Annotated in this window: 19 protein-coding genes; 14 read left to right on the plus strand and 5 right to left on the minus strand. The window is 55.4% G+C overall.

Annotated features, from left to right (window positions below; translation table 11 throughout):
* Positions 1-179: 179 nt before the first annotated feature.
* Positions 180-668: a hypothetical protein gene (locus ACW44H_RS17965; protein ID WP_457505880.1), complete on the plus strand. Its 489-nt coding sequence runs from the start codon at positions 180-182 to the stop codon at positions 666-668.
* Between the two features lie 279 nt (positions 669-947).
* A complete protein-coding gene (locus ACW44H_RS17970; RefSeq protein WP_113270951.1) occupies positions 948-1,307 on the plus strand; it encodes a hypothetical protein in 360 nt (119 codons plus the stop codon).
* A 120-nt stretch (positions 1,308-1,427) separates the two neighbouring features.
* Here the strand turns inward: ACW44H_RS17970 and ACW44H_RS17975 are convergent, their stop codons facing one another.
* The 4 genes from ACW44H_RS17975 to ACW44H_RS17990 form a co-directional block, all read right to left on the minus strand.
* Complete coding sequence (locus tag ACW44H_RS17975) at positions 1,428-2,396, minus strand: AraC family transcriptional regulator (protein ID WP_457505881.1); 969 nt, start codon at positions 2,394-2,396, stop codon at positions 1,428-1,430.
* A gap of 347 nt (positions 2,397-2,743) precedes the next feature.
* Complete coding sequence (locus ACW44H_RS17980) at positions 2,744-3,766, minus strand: alpha/beta fold hydrolase (RefSeq protein ID WP_457505882.1); 1,023 nt, start codon at positions 3,764-3,766, stop codon at positions 2,744-2,746.
* Positions 3,767-3,931: 165 nt separating this feature from the next.
* Positions 3,932-5,071, minus strand: coding sequence for an aldo/keto reductase (locus ACW44H_RS17985; RefSeq protein ID WP_457505883.1), 1,140 nt, complete (start codon positions 5,069-5,071; stop codon positions 3,932-3,934).
* Positions 5,072-5,305: 234 nt separating this feature from the next.
* Positions 5,306-5,500, minus strand: coding sequence for a hypothetical protein (locus ACW44H_RS17990; RefSeq protein ID WP_113270947.1), 195 nt, complete (start codon positions 5,498-5,500; stop codon positions 5,306-5,308).
* Positions 5,501-5,982: 482 nt separating this feature from the next.
* On the opposite strand from ACW44H_RS17990, the gene ACW44H_RS17995 reads away from it, so the two are divergent.
* Positions 5,983-6,765 carry an alpha/beta fold hydrolase gene (locus ACW44H_RS17995; protein ID WP_457505884.1) on the plus strand — a complete coding sequence of 261 codons (783 nt, stop codon included), beginning with the start codon at positions 5,983-5,985 and terminating at the stop codon, positions 6,763-6,765.
* Between the two features lie 966 nt (positions 6,766-7,731).
* On the plus strand, positions 7,732-8,121 hold the full coding sequence (locus ACW44H_RS18000; RefSeq protein WP_457505885.1) for a CoA transferase: 390 nt from the start codon (positions 7,732-7,734) through the stop codon (positions 8,119-8,121).
* A gap of 150 nt (positions 8,122-8,271) precedes the next feature.
* On the opposite strand, the gene ACW44H_RS18005 is transcribed toward ACW44H_RS18000, so the two are convergent.
* The gene (locus ACW44H_RS18005) at positions 8,272-9,177 is read right to left on the minus strand and encodes a LysR substrate-binding domain-containing protein (protein WP_457505886.1); all 906 of its coding nucleotides are present in this window, start codon (positions 9,175-9,177) and stop codon (positions 8,272-8,274) included.
* 160 nt (positions 9,178-9,337) lie between these two features.
* On the opposite strand from ACW44H_RS18005, the gene ACW44H_RS18010 reads away from it, so the two are divergent.
* The 10 genes from ACW44H_RS18010 (at position 9,338) to ACW44H_RS18055 (ending at position 19,940) form a co-directional block, all read left to right on the plus strand.
* Positions 9,338-10,330, plus strand: a complete 993-nt coding sequence (locus ACW44H_RS18010) for a hydroxyacid dehydrogenase (protein ID WP_457505887.1) — start codon at positions 9,338-9,340, stop codon at positions 10,328-10,330.
* A 27-nt stretch (positions 10,331-10,357) separates the two neighbouring features.
* Positions 10,358-11,038 (plus strand): RraA family protein, encoded by a 681-nt coding sequence (locus ACW44H_RS18015; protein ID WP_457505888.1) that lies wholly within the window; start codon positions 10,358-10,360, stop codon positions 11,036-11,038.
* A gap of 56 nt (positions 11,039-11,094) precedes the next feature.
* The gene (locus ACW44H_RS18020) at positions 11,095-12,297 is read left to right on the plus strand and encodes an MFS transporter (protein WP_457509081.1); all 1,203 of its coding nucleotides are present in this window, start codon (positions 11,095-11,097) and stop codon (positions 12,295-12,297) included.
* Positions 12,298-12,791: 494 nt separating this feature from the next.
* Positions 12,792-13,775, plus strand: a complete 984-nt coding sequence (dctP, locus tag ACW44H_RS18025; RefSeq protein WP_457505889.1) for a TRAP transporter substrate-binding protein DctP — start codon at positions 12,792-12,794, stop codon at positions 13,773-13,775.
* 23 nt (positions 13,776-13,798) lie between these two features.
* Complete coding sequence (locus ACW44H_RS18030; protein ID WP_457505890.1) at positions 13,799-14,323, plus strand: TRAP transporter small permease; 525 nt, start codon at positions 13,799-13,801, stop codon at positions 14,321-14,323.
* Positions 14,323-15,618, plus strand: coding sequence for a TRAP transporter large permease (locus ACW44H_RS18035; RefSeq protein WP_457505891.1), 1,296 nt, complete (start codon positions 14,323-14,325; stop codon positions 15,616-15,618). The genes ACW44H_RS18030 and ACW44H_RS18035 overlap by 1 nt, the downstream gene beginning before the upstream one ends.
* A 2-nt stretch (positions 15,619-15,620) precedes the next feature.
* Positions 15,621-16,556 carry an SMP-30/gluconolactonase/LRE family protein gene (locus tag ACW44H_RS18040; RefSeq protein WP_457505892.1) on the plus strand — a complete coding sequence of 312 codons (936 nt, stop codon included), beginning with the start codon at positions 15,621-15,623 and terminating at the stop codon, positions 16,554-16,556.
* 28 nt (positions 16,557-16,584) lie between these two features.
* On the plus strand, positions 16,585-17,733 hold the full coding sequence (locus tag ACW44H_RS18045; protein WP_457505893.1) for an alpha-hydroxy acid oxidase: 1,149 nt from the start codon (positions 16,585-16,587) through the stop codon (positions 17,731-17,733).
* Between the two features lie 59 nt (positions 17,734-17,792).
* A complete protein-coding gene (locus tag ACW44H_RS18050) occupies positions 17,793-18,908 on the plus strand; it encodes an amidohydrolase family protein (RefSeq protein WP_457505894.1) in 1,116 nt (371 codons plus the stop codon).
* Positions 18,909-18,974: 66 nt separating this feature from the next.
* The gene (locus ACW44H_RS18055; RefSeq protein WP_457505895.1) at positions 18,975-19,940 is read left to right on the plus strand and encodes a tripartite tricarboxylate transporter substrate binding protein; all 966 of its coding nucleotides are present in this window, start codon (positions 18,975-18,977) and stop codon (positions 19,938-19,940) included.
* The last annotated feature ends 223 nt before the right edge of the window (positions 19,941-20,163 follow it).

Below are 20,163 nucleotides of genomic sequence, written 5' to 3' on the forward strand. Positions count from 1 at the left end.
ATTAAAGTTTTTATCGATCCGGGCCGATATCAACGATATAGGGATATCAATCTTCGTGATAACGAAGCATAACAAGAGAACGAGAAACTTCATTTGCATGCGCAGCACGCGTGAGTAAATAGCGAATGGCTTTCCTGAAGAACCCTCGTTGAAGCAACGCTTAGGTGGAGTAATCTTCAATGTTAAAATGTAGCGACAATACAAACTTATACTACCCAGCACTGGCCGACGCCTCTGAGCTGAGTGAGACGGGTATTAAACCGCTTACCCAGGCGTTAGTTGAAGTGGGAGCCCAGACATTGGCAAGTGCGAATGGGCAAACCTACCCGACATTTCGAGGGTGGCTAGGAAAGATCTTTCCCTGCAATGCCAAGGTGCCCTATCGTCCCTATGCCACATTCAGCGCCTCGGAAGACTTTGCACGGTGGTTTCAGCGCTTCTATGACACCTCGACTGAAAAATTTTACTACCGATGGTCAATTGAGGGCCCTTTTCATAGCCAGGGGTATTCACTGGTGTGGACGATAGCGCCTTCAGATATTCGATTAGCAAAAGGGGATGTCGAAACAATCTTCATGAAAAATGACCTGCGCGCCCTCGCCACCGTGGTAAGGCAGGCAGCGGTGAACATTACAGTCAGCCCAGCGCCATGTATTTATAAACATTAGCTATTACAATCATCTATATAGCCTATGAAAAACCAGCGTTATATCTCGAACAATCACCTAGACATAAGAAATTAACAGGATTAGGCAATCTTCAGCGAGAAATACACCTACTGCCTGTGCCCCTCCCCCTCTATCATTTCTCTCACGGTCGTTACGGCCATCACATGCCGCCACCTGGGCACCTATCGCAACATATCCCACTGGATCCAAGCGAACGGGTAGATAGAACGAATTCCTCAGGTTATGCGGTTATGTCATTCAACGAGAGGAAGTAATTCCATGAAATACGCCACTATCATTATGCAGACCCTCACCGCTAGCGCTTTGGTCTTGGGCATGGCCGCTCAAGCCACCGCCGCAGAGCCAACCCAAACGAGCTTCGACACCAGCAGCCCTATCCACGGCGGTACGCGGGAAGGCAGCCCTCAGCACCGTTTTGAGACGGAAGATGGCCAAGCCGTTGATTACCAAGCGAACCCCTCCTACCGCACTACTTTCGAGGCCGGTAGCCCTGCACTGGGCGGTACGCGTGAAGCATTGTACCGTGAGCGCGTTAAGATCGAGGGCAATCAGACCATGTCTCAACAGATTGCTCATTCTGATCATGCTGACAACCTGGTACGAGGCACACGCGGCTAAAAACAGCGTTAACCTATCAGACAACACGGGCCACCCAATCGGGTGGCCCGTTCGTGTATCTAAGCAACTATAAGACAACGATAAGTACAATGATAAGTACAACGTCACTGAAAATGCGGTCTAAGCGGGCATGCTAATGCGTGTTTCACCACGCAACTTAATCATATCGGTCCGTGGCGGTGCACCAAACATGCGGCTGTATTCGCGACTGAATTGCGACGGGCTTTCGTAACCGACGCGATAGCTGGCGGTGGAAGCGTCAAGCCCCTCTCTAAGCATCAATAACCGCGCTTCGTGCAGCCTCAACTTCTTCTGGAACTGTAACGGCGACATATACGTGACCTGCTTGAAGCTGTGATACAACGCAGATTCGCTCATATTCACATCTTCCGCTAATTGCCTTACCCGCAGCGGCTCGGCGAAGCGATCTTTGAGTACCGAAATCACCTGAAAAATACGGTTTGACTGGCTATCAGCGGAAGCGAACTCACGCATGCGTGGGCCCATCTCGCCAACCAGTGCTCGGTAAACAATTTCGCGCTGAATTAGCGGCGCCAGCACACGGGCGTCGGCGGGCGAATCAAGCAATCGAACTAGCCTTGTCATCGCATCCAAAATCCCCAGATCGACCGGGGCGACACACATGCCGCAGCCTGAAGAAGAGCCAGTGGATTCACTGGCCTTAGCGCCCTCGTCCAACTGCAGCACTAGCTCAGCGACATCGGCAGGGTCGATATTGATCTTAACGGCTAGAAAAGGCGTCTCTGGCGTGGCATCTATCACCAGCTTATTCACCGGTAGGTCGACGCTGGAAACCATATAACTGAGAGCGCCGTAAACGATCTCCTGATCCCCTAGTTGTACAGTCTCTCGCCCCTGGGCAATGACGCAGAGTGAGGGCTCGTAAACCGTTGACATGCAACTGGTAGGCGCATCCGCGCGAAACAGGTTTAAGCCTGGAATAGCTGTTTCATACAACCCTTCTTCGCTCATTCTGGACGAGACGAGATCGGCAAGTTGCCGACACATGGGTGCCGCAGTTAACGGCGCAGGCGCTGATAAATAATTAGGATAGGTAATATTATTCATGGCTGACCTCTCAATACGTGGAGGCAGCATACAGGATCAGGTAAAACATAGCCCGCTAACGAATATTTGAGAGAAGCAGATATTAAGCTGGCAACATCACTCAAAGCTATGCCTAAAGGCACAATTTTGACGCTATTGGCTAATTTTAAGGGCTCTTTTTTGATTTTGGCTTGTTGTAGCTTGTTTCACTGAAAATAGGATTAGGCAATAATTCAGCAGTAATGTGCATACTGCCATTGCTCCCCAACCGAAACGAAACCCGGCGACCTCGCTGGTCGTCGACATGCGGGGTAATACAAATGCTGGCCGCTATGCTTCTCTAACTGGTCAGACAAGATAACGAGCCTTCATGGCTCATTAGGGCCCGGTCCGCTAGGTGTTGGAAGTTGCGCTACTGAACCCAGCAGGTTAAGAATCTCATCAGCGACAATGACCGGATGATCCTCTGGGTTAAAATGACGTCCACCAGGAATACAATGCAATGGCGCCCCAAGTAAAGTAGCCAGCCTCTCCGCCGATTCGATGCTCAACGAATCCTTCTCTCCCCAGACAATACGCACCGGAATATCATATCCGTCAGGTGGAAGATGATCAGCGATTGCTTGCGTGTCACGCGAGCTGACGTGGCGCGCCTGATTGGCGAAACCGGACGGCCCCGTCGAAGAATTATACGGCTCCCATAGTAGTGTCGCGGCTTCTCTGCCTCGCTGTGCATTGTCATGGCCCAGGTTACGAAGGCCGACATGAAAGATTGGCTTTAGCAGTGTTGGCGGCAATTTATCAAATACAAAATGGAACTGACGGGCCATTTCCATTGCAACCACTGGCCAATTATCAAAAGCCACCGTATCGACTAGCAAGAGACCAGCGACTCGTTCTGGATAAGCCGCCAGTAACCCCTGCATAACACCGCCGCCAACATCATGGCCCACGAAAACAGCTTGATCGATACCCTGGTCATCCAACCAAGCGCGAAGGTATTCGACTTGCTTGGGGATAGAAATATCACGCCCCAACCCAGCATTGATCGACCAACCGAATCCCACTAGTTCCCAGGCAAGACAATGCAGCCCTGAACGGGTCAGTCGTGGAATGACATAACGCCAGATCCGGGGGTTGGTAGGGATGCCATGCACCATAATCACTGGAAGCTGCGACGTTTCTCGCTCACCGTGTTCCTCCCAGCGCATTAGGACACCGTTAATCAAGGCGGTGCGTATCAACTCTGGTGCAATAGGTGGAGAGACACCTTGATGTGGTGCCTCTCGTTGTAACTGCTTTTTTCGATAAGCATGATAGGCCAACCAGGTTGCTGTCCCGGCTAACGCTAAACGGCCAAGGATCTTAAGACTGCGAGGACGCTTATTCATATAATGCCTGCATGCTAAAGGCCAAGGAGCATGGCCCGAGTTGTCTTATGGGGGAACCTGCCCGTTAGCATAGCTTGCAAAAAGCAGTGCGCAAGGCAGGTCCTATTTCTGAGGGCCTCTCGTTGGTGAAGATCCACTTATGGATGTCGATTATTGGCTGCATGATCAGCTCGGCGTGGGGGCATTTTCGGCGATCAGCCCTTCTTCCTTCAGCGCCTGCCAGAATTCAGCCGGAATATCAGCATCCATCGAGGCACGATTTTCCCGTGCCTGAACCGCATTGCGCGCACCGGGAATGGTGGCGGCGACCACATCAGGCGCGGCGGTGAATTGCAGAGCTGCGGTGCGCAGATCGGTGCCATGCTCATGCGCGATGGCGCTCAACCGATCACGCTGCTTCCAATAGCCCTCGGGAATATCCTTGCTGTACATCCAGTAGTTGGTGCCAGCAAGGAAGCCCGAACCCAGCGGCGCGCCGATCACCAACGACACATTGTTGTCGCGGCACTTGGGGAACAGACGGTTCAAGGCGTCTTCATGGTTGATCAGGGTGTACTTGGTGGCCTGTAAAATCACGTCCGGGTCGGCGTTATCGATGGCGGCAAGGCTGGGTTCGATGTCATTGACCCCCATTCCCCAGGCACCGATGATGCCTTCCTCGCGCATGCGGGTCAGCTCGGGCATGGCCCCATCAATCGCGGTCTGAAGGTACTGCCTCCACTCCTCGCCCATATCCTCATTGCTAGGCGCCAGATCATGAATGTAGACGATATCGATCTTGGGCAGCCCCAGGCGCTGAAGGCTGTCCTCCACCGAGCGACGCACCCCCGCGGCACTGTAATCGTAGCGGTAATTGAAATTCAGCCTTCCCGCCCAGATGCTGATATCGCTCGCCGAGGCATCTGGCACCAGTAGCCGTCCTACCTTGGTGGATAGCACATAGTCTTCGGGTGCCTTGTTGTCCAGAAAATGCCCCAGGCGGCGTTCAGATAACCCCAGCCCGTACCAGGGCGAAGTATCGAAATAGCGCACCCCGTTGTCCCAGCATGCTTCGAGCATTAGCCGGGCCTCATCATCGGGGGTCACCCTGAACATGTTGCCGAGCTGAGTACCGCCCACACCGAATCGCGCCTCCGGGGGAAACAGATCCAAGGCGAGTGGCGGATTCTCAGGCAACAGCGACGCGCGGGTGGCTTTAGCAGCGTTGCTCCCGCCGGTTCTATTGTCGGACGCCAGCAGTGGCGATGCAGCGGTGGCGGCAGCAGCCATGACTGCGCCGCTCAGAAATTCTCGACGATTCGGCATCGTTTCTCTCCCTGAAAAGAATAAGACTCCATCGACACTAGAACAGGATTGCCAGACTCGCCAGTCCATCCAACCCTTCGGGTCTTCCCGGTCAGAGACGAGGGCGGCATCCTATCTCAAACGACCGCCCGAGCGACCAACGGAGGCGCTGGGCAATAGAGAATTGTCTCGGGATCGCCTCAGGTGCGATGTCATACCTCGATGCCGTTGCCCCCGGCACGGGGGCTTTCTAAATTAAGCTGCTTTTTCGGCAGTGCTGTCTAACAATAGCTGCGCATATTCACCGCCTAATGTGGCTTCAGAAAGTGCTTCCTCAATTAATGCGCTGGTCACGGGGCTCATTTTGTCGCCTTCATATCGACGAATATTTTCAAGTAACGCCAAAATTCGCTGAAAATGTCCCTGTTGCTGTTCAAAGTGGTTAATCATTGCTATTCCCTTCCTTTGCTTAATTTTTCGTCATGGCTTCACGAATCACTTCGTTTATACATATTGCTTATTATTGGAGCGGCTTCGGGTTTGCTTGCCCGATTGATGCCCGTCAAACTCTATGCCAGCCGCTCTGAGGCCACCCTTTACGCTACCATAATGTAACAAAGTGAAAGTAAAAGTATATGCAAGGTAATCTAAAAAGGCTAATAAAACTCAAGCTTTTAAATTGACCCACTTGACCTAACCGTATTACGTCACTTTTTTTGTGATGGTCTCAAAATCTACGTATCTGGGCTTACCGGGTGAAAGCGCATCGCTTGCTTCAATATCCGCAAATTCCTCGCAGCTGATAAAGGGTTACTGTATGAAGGGGTAGAAAGTTAGAAAGTCCTAGCAATTGACTCATCGTGAATTCGAAGAGCACGACTGGGTTAGTGTGTCACGATTACCTATGGACCATGGCGATAAGGAACGTTTGCATGACCAGCCTGCCAGGGGATGTTCTACGAGACGAAGCGCAATGGGAAAGTCTCTTTAATGAGGTGGGAGGTATGACTTACCACACTAGACGCAGCCTTACTGCCTCAGCCCCGGGGATAAGTCCGATCGTGCTAGTACATGGTTTCGGAATGTCCGGCGGCTATTTAATGCCCACTGCAAAGCGACTCGCCGCACAGGGTGCCGCCGTTTACGTGCCCGATCTACCCGGCCATGGCAAAAGTGATACCCCCGAATCGCCCTTGAACATGCTCGGATTGGCTAATGCCCTGATCGATTGGCTGGATGCCATGGACATTGCACAAGCCGACCTGGTGGGGCATTCAATGGGCTGTCAGATAGCGTCTGATGTGTCTTTTCGTTTCCCCACTCGGGTAAGACGCTTGGCCCTGATAGGGCCGACAGTCGACCCTTCTCATCGTAACATCCGCGCTCAGCTGCCTCGGGCGCTCTACGCCTGTACCTTCGAGCGCCCCGGGCTCTTTCTGCATTTCATGGCTGATTATTGGCGCATGGGAACGCGGCTCTGGCCCGAAGCGATCGCCATGCTCAATTATCCTATCGAAGAGAAGCTTTCTTGCATTGAGCAGCCTGTGTTACTGATTCGTGGCCAGCGGGATAAGATCGCGCCACAACGCTGGCTCGACCAAGCGAGCCAAATGACGGGCGCGGAACGGGTAGTGACCATCCCTAACTGGGGTCATAATGTCATCTACAGTGCGCCTGAGGCGGTAGTGGCGGAGCTATGGTCATTCTTGGGTTAGGGGCTACCTCTTTTGGCCTCCACTTTGCGATCAAGGCGGTGAAGCGACACAGCGGCAGCAGCCTTATCGTTTGTAAAGATAAGCTAGGAAACAGGCTATTTTTGCCCTAGTTATGGAGAGGAATGCTCTACACGTTGATGGCAGGATTTGAACTGCGACCCTCGGCTTCGGAGGCCATGCCTTGCTAGTTTCAGTTTTCTTATTACTAAATCCAAATATTAAAATAACCATTTTAAATCATAAACATACATTAAAAACCAGTAAATAATTCTAGCAACTTAGCACCGACTAACAACGAGACATGCCTTTTCTAGCGATAGCCATGGACACATTTCGTGAATTTCATACGTCTCTTTTTCAGACAGAAATGACCATTGGCCAATGATAAAATTCCTAAGTATAGAAAAATAAAGCTCATGGGAGAGAGGGTTCATATCGGCCTAGGTTTTGTACAAAAAGCTGGCTCGCAAGCAACAGTATTAAAATAAGCGATATGAATAAATGAAGGGAATGAATACTGACAGCCCTTCGTTAAAGCGGGCTCAATGAAATCAGCGAAGGAGATAAATGCATCTCAGTTCGAACCTGTCAAAGCCGCTTTCTTGATGTCGCGCTCAACGCTGGATCATCGGCTGGTGCGTTTCTGAATGCTGAATGCGCTTGCTCAAGTGTTTCGTAAGTGGCGACAGCTGTATAACTACTGGTGCGATCGGTACTAATCGGTACTAGATGTTTAGTCCCGCAAAGAAGTGGTTTAGATCATCATAAAATCTTTGAGGCTCTTTTTGCCGCTGTTCAATAATAAATCCGATGGGTGTCTTGCCTTTGAGCGCCCTGATGGCGGCGACTTGGCTAGACAGTTGGGTGCAGAGGCTCACCTTAACAATGAACGAATGGGTGTCTCATTCCTGACACAGAACGCGGGCAAGGGGTCTGTAACCCTCGACTAGAAAAAGACCGAAGATCGTGAAGCGTTCATTGAACTTGGTAGAGAAAGCCGATGTGTTGGTGGAGAACTTTTGCCCCGGAGTCATGGCACGCCGGGGATTGAGCTACGACTCACTGAAGCAGGTTAACAAGAGGCTTATATACTGCGCCATCTCAGGCTTTGGCCAGGAAGGGCCTCTGTCTACGTTCCCTGCTTATGACCAAATCATTCAGGGCATGTCCGGGGTAATGAGCATCACCGGGGATGCCGAACACTCGTCCTACCGTGTCGGGTATCCATTGGCTGATACCATCGGCGGGCTGACTGCCGCCATGGCGATCAACGCAGCTCTTGCAGAGCCTGAGCGCAAGGCCCGTTTTATTGAAGTTGACGGGTTCATCATGATCAGCAAACCCTGCATTGGTTGATGGGCATAAGCGTTAATATCAAAGTGCTTGCGCCGGGTAAGTGGCCAGTAACCATAAAGGCGAATGCGGCCAAGGTAATCGCGCATTACAAGGGCCTGTTGACGTTTCATCAGCGTAGCGGGGACGGCTCGGGCAAGTGCGATATTGTATCTACGACTTCCGTAATGCCGGTTCTTCTCGATAAACACCAAACTCTCCCGCCACTTCCGCCAGCTTATTGTGTAATGCTGTCAGTAGCTCGGCCTTGGCCGAACTGGCGCGATGGATCATGCCAATTTGTCTGAAGACCTGGGGCTCACCGAACGGCAATGTCAGCATGTCGCGACCGTTCTCGCGCACCGCGATATTTGGCACGATGCTGGCACCAAGACCCGCGGCCACGCACTCCACGATAGCAGGCACGGTGTCAATCTCAGCAATATCCTGCACCGCTATGCCTAGCCGGGCGAGCTCGTTGTTGATCATCGCGCCCAATGGCACGTTACTGCCGAAACGCACGAAGGGCAACGTTTCCAGCAACTGCTGAACCGGCATAGCCGGTGTGCCGGGCGGCGCTATCACTACTAGCGGCTCGCGTATGAACGGCGACCACAAGAGATCGCGCGACACGCCGGAGTGCTCGGCGACCACCGCCACATCCAGCCGGTCGGCGTTGACATCACTGATCAACGTCGAAGACATGCCCACTCGTAGGTTTACGTTCAGCTCGGGAAATTCCTGACGCAGTGTCACGATGGCTCGCGGCAATAGACCGATAGTACTGGTGCGCACCGAGCCAATATTGAGCGTACCCGTCATCTGCTTCCCGGACAGAACGCCACGTGTTTCATCCACCAAGGCCAGAACCTGTTTAGCCGTTTCCAGCATTTTCAGCCCCTGGAGGTTGAGGCTAGGAGGGCGGGAGTCACGATTGAACAGCTTAATATCTAGTTCCTGTTCAAGCGAATGGACCTGTTGGCTAACAGCGGAAGGGGTCAAATTTACAATCAAGGCCGCCCGCGCGAATGTGCCATGCTCAGCGATCGCTACGAATGTTCGTAGTTGGCGAGTGTCCATAACCCCTCCTCAAATGAAGAAATGCTTAATATAAAGGCAAATTTTATTCGCTTTTGTATAAAAAATCTTCCTGTATTCTAAAAATCAATTCGAAAGCAGTCGCCTGTGATGCTACGCCGATCAGTGTTCGGCTGCCTCGTTACAACAGGGAGGATCTGATTTGGCACTACAACCTTTAATTCTAATAACAGGCCCCGACCTTGCTCCCACTGCAAAGCAAATGGCCGAAGACGCTGGCTATACCATCGTTCACACCCCCCCATATCCATCTGAGGAGGTACTCGCTGACTTCCTCAAACAGTACGACCCGGTTGGAGTCGTGTCTCGAATGGGGCAATTTGGTGCCGGTGCTGTCGCAGCAGGGAAATCGCTGCGAGTTATCTCCAAGCATGGCGCAGGCGTCGACAATATCGACATCGATGCAGCAACCCAACATGGCATCCAAGTCATCCGGGCGGCAGGTGGCAATGCCGTCTCTGTCGCGGAACACACGGTTGCTCTAATGTTCTCGACGATTAAACGTTTGCTGCCGCTAGATGCGGGCATGCGGGCAGGGCGCTGGGAAAAGGCGGGTTTCCTCGGTCGAGAATTATCCGGCATGCGTTTAGGTCTTGTGGGTGGCGGTGCAATCGCTGCCGCCGTAGCGAAGCTGGTGAAAGGCATGGGTCTCGATGTGCTCGTCTACGATCCCTATGCCTCGGTGGACGCTATCAACGCTATGGGCGCACGCCGCGTCGAACGCCTCGAGGACCTGCTCCGCCAATCGGATATCGTTAGCCTGCACTGCCCCCTTACCGAAAGCAATACGCACCTGCTTAACGCCGAGATGCTGGCCCTGATGCCGGCCGACAGCTACGTTATCAATACTTCTCGGGGTGGTCTGATCGACGAGGCGGCCCTGCTTGCCGCCCTAGAGAGTGGGCATATCGCAGGTGCAGGACTAGACACGTTCGAACAGGAGCCGCCATTAGACGTGAACGTTCTGGCCGCGTCTGAGCGCGTCATTCTCACCCCTCATATCGCAGGCGTCACCAAAGAAGCTGGCAAGCGCGTCGGCGAACTGGCGGTGAGCGGTATCGTGGACTTCCTCGCTGGAGAAACCCTACCGAAAGCCCGCTTGGCCAACACCCTCGCCCGAGCGAACCATCTTTAATGTTGAGTCACATGACGGAGTAATGCCATGACAGTCGGAAATAGAGTTCTTCAGCGCCAGCGCCGTGTCGACGACAACCTCGTTAAGGCGTTCGCGGCACTGCCCGTCGCGGTGGTCAGCGATAGCATGTCCCGCGTCTTCGCTGGCGGCCCAAATCTTCGCCCGATGCATCGCGCTGGCAACTTAGCCGGGGTTGCCTTTACTGTTCGTACACGCCCCGGTGATAACCTGATGCTGCACAAAGCCATCGACATGGCCCAGCCCGGTGACGTCATCGTCTGCGATGCCGGAGGGGACACAACCAATGCCCTGATGGGTGAGCTAATGCTGGCCTACGCGGTCAAGAAAGGCGTTGCGGGCTTCGTGCTCAACGGTGCGCTGCGCGACCTAGACGGCTTTCGCGATACCAACCTGCCGACCTTCGCCGTGGGCGTCACGCATCGCGGCCCATACAAAAACGGGCCAGGTGAGATCAATACTCCGATCAACCTTGGCGGGATGGTTATCGAGCCGGGCGACCTAATCCTGGGTGACGCCGATGGAGTGCTGGCCGTTCCCTACGCTGATGCCGAGACAGTGCTTAAAGCCGCCCAAGCGAAACAGGTCTCCGAAGAGAAGCTAATGGCCGCCATACATGCTGGCGAGAACGACCGCACCTGGGTCGATAAGGCTTTGGAAACGACGGGCTGCAGCCTACTGCGAGGCTGAGTTTGCACCTGCCCAAAGTCGCGGCCCCGCTGGCAAACGCTCGGCTTCGCGAGTATTTGGCGGGCAACGCGGCTTCGGCTGTTGGCACCTGGGCGCAACGTGTGGTGCTGCTATGGCTCGCCTGGGAGATGACACAGTCGAGCTTCATGCTAGGACTCATGGCAATGGCGGACCTGCTGCCATCAATGGTCGTGGCTCCCTTTGCAGGCACATTGGTCGATAGACAAGACAAAATTCGCCTAGCCCTGTGGCTACAGCTTCTCTCAATAGCACCGTCTTGCATTATGCTGATTGCCATCATGGCCGAGCTTGTCAGCCCGACAATGTTGCTAATCGTGGCTGGATTAACTGGCATCCTGAGCGGATTCGATCATCCAACGCGTATGGTCGTTGTCGGCAGCATCGTCCCTAAAGAAGATGTGCCTGGAGCGATAACGATCAACTCCATGGTGTTTAACCTTGCACGGATGTTAGGTCCAGCCGCCGCCGGCATGGCGCTAACGCTGGAAGCACTTTGGTCGGTCTTCTTATTTAACACAATTAGCTATTTGCTCTTTGCACTGATACTAGCGCGGCTTTCCCAATCAGGAAATACTAACCAAAGGCTAGGGTCTGAGGGACTGGAGGGGTCGACGGAAGGCAAACTCAGCAACTCAACATGGTCAACGGTAATACATGCACTGACTGGACATCACAAACTCTTGCTGCTGTTCTTCGCCCTTCTAGCGCTATGTTATAGGCCTATTTTCGAATTATTACCGGCTTTTGCCGGTCAGGTCGTTATTGGAGAAGCAGCAAAAGCAAAGGCCTTCTCTTTGATGACATCAGCTCAAGGGCTCGGTGCGATAGGCGGTGGGTTGATGACCTCCTTCTTACTAACAAAAGGCTCTCCTCTCTCACTGTCCATAGGCTTCGGACTATCAGCAGTATTGGCATGCGGATTATTCCTAATTAGTCATGTGTTATGGGCAGGATTATTAACCCTCGCCTGTTTGTCAGGAGCCATCCTTGCCAATGGTGTGTGTACACAAGTTGTTCTGCAGACACAGGTGCCAGAGTCGGTGAGAGGAAAAGTGCTGTCACTCTATACAATGATCTTTCGAGGCCTGCCAGCGATGGGGGCCATGGCAGCCGGACTAATCGCCGAAAATACATCCAACCGCGTTATCTTCGGCTTGAGCAGCCTACCAATAGTAGCAATGTTGCTCGTGCTGCTAGTGGCTCTAAACAAGGATCGAAAAAAGCTGAGTGACTCATAGCCCTTGAATCTGCAGAAGACTTCAAATCAATAACGTTCATAGATGCGTTACTATTATGGGTTACTAGATAATCTGTAAAACCTCATCATGTAACAAGCCAACTTACCTCTTTTGTTATGGATTGGCGGGATCCGATTCGGCTCGATTCCCGTTCCAAGATTGTCTCCCCCCAATGCAGTCGTATAGGTTGATATCGCCTAAGGCACATTTGCATCTTTTTGATACGCCACGCCAATAAACTAAAACTAAAGCGGCATATACAAGTCTGCAAAATCGAGGATCTTTAATAAAGAAATTCTTCATACTTCTTCAAGAAAAACGCGCTTTATACAGAAAGTCTTTTCATGTTCAACTTCTGCTAGAAACACGCTTACCAATGGTTTAGATGCCCGTGGCTTGCGTCTTTTCGATCATAGATCAACACCTAACAACCTACGCTGTACCGCCAGTTCCTCGAACGGTAGAGACATAACAACGATTAATGAGGTATCGATATGAAAGCCTTCAAGCCCTCTTTGATAACTAGCCTACTCATCATGGGTATAGCCACGACAGGTGCTGCTCAAGCCGCTGACTGGACCGGCTATACCTATTCGGCGGTTTCAACCACCGCAGCAGTGAAGGGGATGCAGCGCATCATAGATCGTACTGAAGCTGAAACCGAAGACCTGTCGATCACGCTGCATTTGGGAAAGACACTGCAGATCGCCTCCAGCGATATTACCCAGGCGGTCGGTAATGGCTTTATCGATTTCTCGGCTGATCTGTTTTTCTCCGGCAATGTGCCCATCGCGCGCATCCTCAATCTGCCAATGCTGATCCAGAACGATGAGGAGTGGGATAAAGCCTACGCGGCCATGGCTCCCTATCTCACACAGGGCTTCGCCGAGCAGGATGTTACCTTTCTGGGCGCTTATCGCTACCCTCAACAAGTCATTTTCACCTCGTTCGAGATCGACTCCCTCGACGATCTCGAAAACCATAAGATCCGCGTGACCTCGCCCGAGCAGGGTGCCTTCGTCGAGGCCTTCGGGGGTTCGCCGATCACCCTATCTGGCTCCGAGGTTCCAACTGCCCTGGAGCGCGGCGTAATTGATGGTGTGCTAACAGCCAGTGCGGGCGGCGCAAAAAACTGGCACGAGTTCCTCGACTACAACTACCGATTACCGGTGAACTACGCCTATAGCGCCATTATCGCCAATACCAACGCCTACGAGTCCCTGAACGAAGCCGATCGCGAAACCTTCGCCACCATCATCGGAGAGGAGGCTTCTAACATCACCGAGGCCTTCCTTATAGATGAGCAGGCCCAAAAGGAATCTCAGGGGGACGCTGGCATGACCATTGTTGAAGCAAGTGACGCAGAGATCGTCAAGGCCCAGGAAGCCCTAGCCCCCTTCTGGCAGGAATGGGCCAGCGAAGCCGGTCCTGAGCATGAACAGGCATTGCAGGATGTGCTCACAGCGCTCGGCAAGTGATTGATCTTTTAGAGGATCTCAACATGTCTACCCCCCAACATGAAACAAGAAAAGGGCCGGCCTCCGCCGGCCCCATCTTTGACGTGCTCTCCGCTATTGTGCGTATTCTCGCCAGCGCTGGACTAATAACGCTAACGGTATTGGTCGTCGCCGAGATCGGATCACGGTTGCTTTTCAACAGCTCCCTACATGTAGTGGAGGAGCTCTCCGGCTACTTGGTTATCGCCACCACACTGTTCGGCGCTAGCCTAGCGATCAGGAACAATGCATTGTTTCAGGTCGGTTTTATATACGAAACCTTGCCGCCTCGGGTCAGACAGGCGCTTGGTCTGGTGTACGTCGTGCTAGCCATGGGCATCTGCGGCGTACTCGCCTGGCACTCCCTCCTGCTCGTCATGAGTTCGTTCGCACGCGGCAACGTGGCGCCCACTGCCCTGATGACACCGCTTTGGATCCCGCAGATGCTGCTGCCTGTGGGCCTGTCCGTGATGACCCTTTTCCTGTTAGAGCGTGCCTTGCTGCAACTAGGCATCGGAGGACAACGCTGATGGATGCAATCATTGCCTTTTCCGTCTTGCTGCTACTGATCCTCGGCGGTCTTTGGGTGCATTTCGCCGTAGGAGCCGCGGCCCTTGGGTATCTGTGGCTGATGAAGGGATTTGCTGGCTGGAATGCCCTTGGAATGGTTAGCTGGGGGGCATCCAACAGCTTCACTCTAGCCGCCATTCCGCTGTTCATCTTGATGGCGGAAATCCTACTCGGCAGCGGCTTGAGTGGCCGTCTCTATAACGGCATCGCACCATTCATGCGCCGCCTGCCGGGCGGACTGCTACATACCAACATCATAGGCAGCGGCATCTTCGCCGCCGTCGCTGGCGGCAGCGCTCCCACAGCCGCAGCCATGTCGACCGTGGCCCTGCCAGCCCTATCCGCACGGGGCTACCAGAAGCGTATCATCGCAGGTTCACTGGCCGCCGGTGGCACCCTGGGCATATTGATTCCGCCCTCAATCACGATGATCATCTACGCCACCTTCACCGAAACCTCCATCGCCAAGCTGTTCGCAGCCGGGCTGGTGCCGGGTATCCTACTGGCTGGCTGCTACAGCCTGTTTATTGCCGCGCGCTCGCTACTCAATCCCTCGCTGGTGCCACGTGACACCACCCAGTTACGGCTTTCCGATTACCTGAAGGCGGCGCTGGATGTCGTGCCATTCATGATATTGATCAGCTTCGTGCTGGGCAGTATCTATTCGGGCATCGCTACGCCTACCGAGGCCGGTGCTGTTGGCGTAGTTGGGGCAGTAGTGATCGCCGCCGCCTACCGCAGGCTCAGCTTGAGCATATTACGCAAAGCCATCTCACGTACCCTGGTGATGAGCGGCAACGTGCTGTTCATCGTCTTCATTTCGATGATTTTCGCCTATGCCACCGCGCTGTCCGGCGTCGGCGAGGATCTGGTGAGTTGGGTGTCCAACGCGGACATGTCGCCGTTCGCTTTTCTAATGATATTGCTGGTCACCTTCGCCATCCTCGGCTGCTTTATGGAAGGTCTAGGCATGATCGCGATCATTGTGCCGGTCATCTTTCCAGTGCTGATGGCGATGAATATCGATCCAGTGTGGTTTGGCGTGTTCGTGGTCATCCTGGTCGAGCTCGGCCAACTGACGCCGCCACTGGGCATCATCCTGTTCGTGGTCGCCAGTTCGGATCCCACCGTTAAAGTCGAAGACGTCGTCATGGGTGTGCTGCCCTTCTTCCTGATCATCCTGGCCTTCCTTATTCTGCTGATCTGGTTCCCCGACATCGCCCTGTGGCTCCCAACCACGACCTTTGGAGGTTGAACATGGCATTCCCCCATCCCGACCCGATACTGATTGAGGCCGAGGTTTTCACCACACTGCCGACGTCACTGAGAAGATCCGGCCAACGCTCTTACTGGGCGGATCGCAACCGGCGTGGGGCAGTGGTCGACAGCTTTATCGAGGGTCCATCCTTCGATCTTGAGGGCAACCTGTGGTTCGTTGACATTCCCTTCGGTCGGATCTTTCGCGCCTCACCTAACGGCGCCGTCGAGCAGATCAGCGAGTACGAAGGCCAGCCCAACGGCCTGAAGATCAACGCGGCCGGACACATCTACATTGCCGATTTTCGTAACGGCATCATGCAATTGAACCCGAACACCGGCGAAGTGACCACGGCGCTGGGCGATGCTGACACCGAGGGCTTCAAGGGCTGCAACGACCTGCACTTTGGCCCTGACGGGGCGCTTTACTTCACCGACCAGGGCCAGACCGGCCTGCAGGACCCCAGCGGGCGCGTCTACCGCTGGTGCCCGGACAGCGGGCGGCTGGACTGCCTTATCGACAAAGTGCCGAGTCCCAACGGGCTGGTGCTCGATAAGGCTGGCCATGCACTCTATGTGGCGGTAACCCGTGCCAATGCTGTCTGGCGTCTGCCGATCTCGGACAGCGGGCGCGTGGTGAAAGCCGGGCTATTCCTGCAGTTTTCCGGTGGTCGAGCGGGTCCGGACGGCCTGGCACTGACCGAGGATGGCGGCGTGGTGGTCTGTCAGACCGGCATGGGGCTGGTTTGGGTACACGATGCGCTCGGTGTGCCAATCGCCGTGGTGAGATCCCCTCGTGGGCTCGGCACCACCAACTGCGCCTTCGGCGGGCCGGAGAATCGTACGCTATTTATCACCGAGTCTGACACCGGCACCATCCTACACGCAGAGCTGCCCGTCGGCGGCTTTCCCATGGCCTCCGGCTGGGGCCAGTAACCCCTCCGACGATAGCTGGCTCGCCACCATGATTCTGAATCTCGACGACTACGAGGTCGCCGCCCGCCAGCGGCTTCCTCGCCCGCTGTTCCAATACGTCGCTGGCGCCGCCGAGACCTCGGCGGCCTTCGCCGACAATCGCGCCGCCTTCGACGCCCTGAAGCTGGTGCCGCGGATGCTGCGCGGGGTGGAAGGCCGCACCACTCGCCAGCGCCTGTTCGGCCAAGAGTGGTCGGCGCCGTTCGGCATCGCGCCGATGGGCATCAGCGCACTGATGGCATTCGACGGCGACAACGTCGCCGCACGGGTCGCCGCTCGCGAGGGCATCCCCTACGTGCTCAGTGGCTCCTCGCTGACGCGCATGGAGGAGGTCATTGAGGCCAATCCCCAGGCCTGGTTCCAAGCCTACGTGCCTGGCGAGGACGACCGCATCTCGGCGCTGATCGAGCGCGTCGCGGCCGCGGGCTACGAGACGCTGGTGCTCACCGCCGACACCGCCGTGCTGGCCAACCGCGAGAATAACTTGCGCGCCGGCTTCTCCACTCCGCTGCGCTTCACCCCACGCATGCTGTGGGACTTCGGCACCAAACCGCGCTGGCTGGCCGGCACCTTCCTGCGCACGCTTCGGAGGCGCGGTATGCCCCACTTCGAGAACTCCGACGCCCGACGCGGGGCGCCGATTGTCTCGCGCCAGGCCGCCCGCGACTTCGGTCGCAAGGACCATCTCAACTGGGAGCATATCCGCTGGGTTCGCGACCAGTGGAGGGGCCGATTGGTGCTGAAAGGGCTGCTGTCCCATCACGACGTAGCGATGGCGAGAACGATCGGCTGCGATGGCGTGGTGCTGTCCAACCACGGCGGACGTCAACTCGATCACGCTATCTCAGCAATGCGTGCACTTCTCTTGGCGAGAGCCGAGGCGGGCGACATGGCTGTGATGCTGGACGGGGGGGTACGGCGCGGCACCGATGTCGTCAAGGCTTTAGCGCTCGGTGCCGACTTCGTCTTCATTGGCCGCCCTTTTCTCTTCGCCTCCGCGGTCGGTGGAGACAAAGCACTAAGTCACGCTGTGCGCATTATGCAGAGTGAAATTCACCGGAACCTGGGCCTGCTCGGATGTCGTTCCCTAGACGAGCTCGATGCATCGATTATTCTCGATTCAAGCTGGGCACCTTGACCACCCCACGCTTTGAACAAAAAAGCTGCGGGCCAATGAACCAACAGAGGGAGGGATGCGTGTCGACCCAACGGAATCATCAAGACAGTGACGATGCCGCCAACGAGCGACCCTGGCGCCGACGCCCCGCCGTAGACTCACCGAACCCGCCGCCGCGGCCGGACTGGCTCACCCAGGTTCGGGAGCCCTCGCTGGCTCCGGATCAGAAAATCGTCGATGCCCATCACCACCTTTGGGATCGCCGAGGCTTTCGCTATCTGCTTGAGGAGTTCACCGACGACATCGGCGACAGTGGTCATCGGGTGACTGCCTCGATCTACATCCAGTGCCGTACGATGTATCGCGCGAGCGGCCCCCAGGCCTATCGATCCGTCGGTGAGGTCGAGTTCGTCCGAGGCCTCTCCGCCCAGTCGCGTAGCGGCCACTACGGGCCCACCGACGTGGCAACGGCCATCGTTGGCTATGCCGACCTGCTGATGGGTGCCAGCGTCGCGCCGGTGCTCGAGTCGCTGATGGAGGCCGGCGGCGGGCGCTTTCGCGGTGTGCGCATGCCCGTCGCGGCGCATCCCGACCCCACCGTTCGTTCCAACCCTGTGCCAGCACCGGAGGGGCTGATGGTCAGCAAGCCCTTCGTCGAGGGAGCACGGCATCTGTCCCGCCTCGGTCTGTCGTTGGATATATGGGCCTACCAAACCCAGCTCGACGAGGTAGCAACCTTGGCCCGCCGCCTGCCCGAACTGACCATCGTTCTCGACCATGCTGGCGGGCCTCTGGGCGTCGGATCCTATCCCAGTCCTCATAGTGACCATAACTCGATCCATCGCCGGGCCTGGCGCGACGGCTTGGCGCGACTGGCCGAACTCCCCAATGTGATGCTCAAGATCGGCGGCTTTGGCATGCCGATAATGGGCTTCAGCTTCAACACAGGAAAGACGCCACCGAACTCACAGCACCTTGCCGATGCCATCGCCCCCGACGTGGACGCCTGCATTGAGCGCTTTACACCATCTCGTTGCATGTTGGAGAGCAACTTCCCTGTCGATAAGGGCAGTATCTCTTATGGCGTGCTGTGGAATGCCTATCACCGACTCACCGCCTCCTGGAGCCAGGAGGAACGCAACGCCATGTTTCACGACACGGCTACACGGGTCTACCGGCTACCCGCTGGTTCCTGACCTAACTAACCGCGCCGTTAAAGAGCCATGCCCGCAAGTTCAACAACAAGATCGGAGTAAGCCAACATGAAACAACGTTTTTTAAGCTTGTCCCTCGCCGCTGTCGCGTCGACTTCCCTCCTGGCCGGCGCCAGCCTCGCTCTAGCCGACTATCCCGACAAACCGATCAACTTGGTGGTCGGCTACTCCGCCGGTGGCGGCACGGACGTCATGGCCCGCACAGTCGCCAAGTATCTGGAGGAGCAACTGGGCGACGGCGCCACGGTGGTGGTTAAGAACATGCCTGGCGCGGGCGGCCAGATCGGATTTTCGGCTCTAGCCTCGGCCAGTCCAGACGGCTACACGATTGGCACCATGAACCTGCCAGCTGCCCTGGCGCTGACCTATGACCGCGAGGCTGACTACGACGTGGACAGCTTCACCTGGCTGGCCAACTTTGTCTCCGACCCTAATACCCTAGTGGTGCCAAAAGGCTCCGACATCGCCACGGTGGAAGACCTGATCGCACACGCCAGGGACGTCCAAGGCAAGATGCCGGTGGGCCTATCCTCACTAGGCGGCAACGACCATTTCTCCGCTATCCAGTTCGCCGAGGCGGCCGACATTCAACTAAATTACGTACCGTTTAATGGCGCAGCCCAGGCGCGAAGCGCACTGATGGGCGGGCACGTGGCCATGGGTACCATGGCCTACAGCCAGACGGTGGGCTTTGAAGAAGAGCTACGCGTACTGGCCGTGCTGGCCGACGAGCGTCTGGAACAAGCCCCCAACGTGCCGACTGCGAAGGAGCTCGGCTTCGATATCGAGATGGGCTCCTTCCGCGGTTTGGCGGCACCAGCCGACCTGCCGGATGATATCCGCTCTGCCCTGTTGGATGCCCTTGAGGATGTGGCCGAGGACACTAACTTTCGCTCCGACATGGCACAGCAGGGCAATCCGCTGAGCGTCATCTATGGGGAAGACTATAGAGCCCTGGCCGAGACCCAGGATGAGTTGGCGCGGCGCACCTGGGAAGAGACGCCCTGGAAATAATCACATTTAACAGACCGACGCGAGGCACTGCTGTCCCGCGCCGGTTTATCTCTATTCCATCCCCGGCGCATCTTCCTCACTCAACACATTGTCACACTGAATCACCCCCACTCCCCCCGACCATAGTCGTAAGCCCTTTACTGGCCGTTCGTCATAGCATTAGCGGCCAACCCCGATGACATGGGCTTTATAAGCTCCCCTCTCACCAGATACAGAAAAACTT

The organism is Vreelandella sulfidaeris Esulfide1 (assembly GCF_054072535.1).

Coding starts and splice junctions, on each gene's coding strand:
- ACW44H_RS17965 (WP_457505880.1), top strand. CDS start 180: ATGTTAAAATGTAGCGACAATACAAACTTATACTACCCAGCACTGGCC.
- ACW44H_RS17970 (WP_113270951.1), top strand. CDS start 948: ATGAAATACGCCACTATCATTATGCAGACCCTCACCGCTAGCGCTTTG.
- ACW44H_RS17975 (WP_457505881.1), bottom strand. CDS start 2,396: ATGAATAATATTACCTATCCTAATTATTTATCAGCGCCTGCGCCGTTA.
- ACW44H_RS17980 (WP_457505882.1), bottom strand. CDS start 3,766: ATGAATAAGCGTCCTCGCAGTCTTAAGATCCTTGGCCGTTTAGCGTTA.
- ACW44H_RS17985 (WP_457505883.1), bottom strand. CDS start 5,071: ATGCCGAATCGTCGAGAATTTCTGAGCGGCGCAGTCATGGCTGCTGCC.
- ACW44H_RS17990 (WP_113270947.1), bottom strand. CDS start 5,500: ATGATTAACCACTTTGAACAGCAACAGGGACATTTTCAGCGAATTTTG.
- ACW44H_RS17995 (WP_457505884.1), top strand. CDS start 5,983: ATGACCAGCCTGCCAGGGGATGTTCTACGAGACGAAGCGCAATGGGAA.
- ACW44H_RS18005 (WP_457505886.1), bottom strand. CDS start 9,177: ATGGACACTCGCCAACTACGAACATTCGTAGCGATCGCTGAGCATGGC.
- ACW44H_RS18015 (WP_457505888.1), top strand. CDS start 10,358: ATGACAGTCGGAAATAGAGTTCTTCAGCGCCAGCGCCGTGTCGACGAC.
- dctP (WP_457505889.1), top strand. CDS start 12,792: ATGAAAGCCTTCAAGCCCTCTTTGATAACTAGCCTACTCATCATGGGT.
- ACW44H_RS18030 (WP_457505890.1), top strand. CDS start 13,799: ATGTCTACCCCCCAACATGAAACAAGAAAAGGGCCGGCCTCCGCCGGC.
- ACW44H_RS18035 (WP_457505891.1), top strand. CDS start 14,323: ATGGATGCAATCATTGCCTTTTCCGTCTTGCTGCTACTGATCCTCGGC.
- ACW44H_RS18040 (WP_457505892.1), top strand. CDS start 15,621: ATGGCATTCCCCCATCCCGACCCGATACTGATTGAGGCCGAGGTTTTC.
- ACW44H_RS18045 (WP_457505893.1), top strand. CDS start 16,585: ATGATTCTGAATCTCGACGACTACGAGGTCGCCGCCCGCCAGCGGCTT.
- ACW44H_RS18055 (WP_457505895.1), top strand. CDS start 18,975: ATGAAACAACGTTTTTTAAGCTTGTCCCTCGCCGCTGTCGCGTCGACT.